This is a genomic window from Flavobacteriales bacterium (assembly GCA_013001705.1).
In the GTDB taxonomy this organism is placed as follows: domain Bacteria; phylum Bacteroidota; class Bacteroidia; order Flavobacteriales_D; family JABDKJ01; genus JABDLZ01.
Genome location: JABDLZ010000124.1, coordinates 1 through 2601, shown reverse-complemented (window position 1 = coordinate 2601; position 2601 = coordinate 1). Strand labels below are relative to the sequence as shown.

The window sequence follows — 2601 nt, the reverse complement described above, 5'->3', positions numbered from 1 at the left end:
AGGTGCGAGTGATCCAATCGGATTCAACAAGTCGAGGACTCCGCTCCGATCTAGATGCCTTCCATGCAGGAGATTCCATCTCGGTACTGATGGATCGGGATCAGCTCTGGTCCGAATTCGGTTTTCTGGAACGCGTCCGGTCGGGAATCACGGATGTCCACTTCAAAGTGATCGAGGTCGTGCCCTACGCCAAGTGGAAGCAGATGATGGAGTCGACTCATCTGGCCAACGGGGAGCGCGAAGTGGCGCTCTTGCAGAATTTCATAGATACATGCCTCTATGCCGATGAATTCGAATTACGAGGGGATATCCTTTGGCGGACCATCGAAGAGGGGAGTGGCCTACGATTACCAAGAGGGGAGGATCTGCGTGTGCACTACATCGGCACTCTATTGAACGGGAAAATGGTCGATGATCGTTCTGCTACAGAAAATGGTCTGCTCTATTCCATCGGAATGCAGGGGCAACTCATCCCTGGTCTGGAAGAAGTCATTGGGCTGATGACTGTAGGAGAGCGGGTAGAGGTCATCCTACCATCGAGCAAGGCATTTGGGCAAAGAGGTTCAGTGGGTGGTATCGTACCTCCATGGAGTCCTGTCCGATTCGAGGTGTGGGTCCGGCCGATCGATGCAGATTGATGACGGAATCCGGTTCAGGATTCTTGGATGGAGAAGATCGGCAGGGTGAATGACCGAAGCGACCACAAGATTTTTTTAACAAGTGGACTGTTCATAAAGTCCAAAATACCTCATCTTTACAGAATGTCGCGCTATGTAAAGCTCATCTGGAGCCTTGCTATGCTGTGTTCTGTGTTCTGGTGTAGAGGTCAGGAGGGAATCGGTATGGCTTTGAGCAATTACCTCCCATCACATGCTGTGCAGCTCAATCCTGCCTTAGCTGCAGATTCCAAAACGCGTTTTGACATTCTGCTTGGAGGAGTCTCCCTCTATGCCACCAATGAGCACACGTTCTATGATGCCGAAGGTCCGGGTGTCATCCCTGTTCTGTTTGGGAATGGGACCAATCCAGTACAGGATTTCGATACGCACCCTCGGGATGGATATCTGGATATGACTATCGATGGCCCCAGTGCCTTCGCGGTTCTCGGGCGGTCCAGTGTAGGATTGAGTACACGCTATCGGGCCATGTTCAATGGGCAGGACATGCCGTATGAGTTGGCACAGTTCATCTACCATGGTTTCAGGCACTGGCCCTTGTATGACAGTACGCTCTACATCGATGATATGAATCTCGTGGGTATGAGTTGGGGCGAAGTGGCCTTGACCTACGCACGCATGATCCAAGTAGAAGAAGATCATCACTTAAATGCGGGAGTGACTGTAAAACGTCTTTTTGGACAAGATCATGTAGGCATAGGAGTGGGTCGTATGCAGTATATGTTCGACTCACAGGATCTATACATCCAGGATTTCACAGGTAGCTATTCGCTGGGTACCGATGATATCGGATTTGGTAATGGATGGGCTATGGATGTGGGAATGATCTACCGTAAGACCATACATGGCAATCCGGATTATATCCCTTTCTCCACGGAGAATCGCTGCCAAAAGAGCCAGTACAGATATCAACTCGGTGTCTCGGTCATCGACATCGGTCAGGTGAATTTCAGACAGAATTCAGCCATAGTGGATCTTCAGGATGCCCAGGCATTTTGGCCGAACTATATCGATACGGATGTATCCAATATCGATGAGCTGGATGATTTTTTGGCATCTACCTTCGAGAATGACCAGAATTTCACAGACCGCACATTGGGTACCAAGGTCTCTCTGCCTACGGCACTCAATATCCAATTCGATTATAATCTCGATAAGGGTCTTTTCCTTGGAGCGGTGCTTCAACAGCCATTGCATGCTTCGGAGTTGACAAGACTGCGAAGAGCGAGCATCTTCGGTGTGATTCCTCGCTATGAGACAGATAGAATGGAGTTTGCCGTGCCCATCAGTACCTATGAGTATGAGCGATTGCAAGTAGGGTTGGCCTTCCGCTATCTGGGATTGACCATCGGATCAGATGATCTAGGGGTCATACTCAGTGACCGGGATGTATATGGTGCTGACTTCTACGCTGCTATACGCATACCTGTTCTTTATCGTCCCGATTGCAGAGACAAGCAGAGGGATAATCGCGGATTGATCGCTCCTTGCTGGGGTCAATGACCGATAGCGAACATCACAGGAACTTTGTGGATCTCGGGGGCTTTCCCTTTTCTCCATTGCCCGATGGACTTCGTCTTGATCCATTGACGCGGTCCGGTGATATCCCGAGCTACACAGAGTGAGAACTCCGAAGGAAGTACGCGCAATACCTCCTTGTACAGTTCCATATTCCTAAAAGGTGTATCCATGAATAGATGTGTCTCACCGGAAGTACGCCAACGCTTGATCATCTTTTTGAATTGCTCCGCTCGGTCCTTATCGTCTTTGGCCAGATAGCCATGAAAGGTGAAGTGCTGTCCATTCAATCCAGAGGCCATCAATGTCAATAGGATGGATGAAGGGCCTACGTGTGGGATTACCTTGATACCTTCCTGCTGTGCTCGCATTACTAGGTGATGCCCAGGGTCGGCCACTCCAGGAC

At 49.9% G+C, this 2601-nt stretch carries 3 protein-coding genes; 2 read left to right on the top strand and 1 reads right to left on the bottom strand.

Annotated elements, in window-relative coordinates; all coding sequences use genetic code 11:
- Both HKN79_05235 and HKN79_05230 read left to right on the top strand, forming a co-directional pair.
- Positions 1 to 638 (top strand): FKBP-type peptidyl-prolyl cis-trans isomerase (locus HKN79_05235; protein ID NNC82960.1); only part of this gene is annotated, 638 nt, incomplete at its 5' end.
- A 123-nt stretch (positions 639 to 761) separates the two neighbouring features.
- Positions 762 to 2180, top strand: a complete 1419-nt coding sequence (locus HKN79_05230; protein ID NNC82959.1) for a hypothetical protein — start codon at positions 762 to 764, stop codon at positions 2178 to 2180.
- On the opposite strand, the gene HKN79_05225 is transcribed toward HKN79_05230, so the two are convergent.
- On the bottom strand, positions 2174 to 2601 hold a 428-nt coding region (locus HKN79_05225), incomplete at its 5' end, for an SAM-dependent methyltransferase (protein NNC82958.1). The genes HKN79_05230 and HKN79_05225 overlap by 7 nt on opposite strands.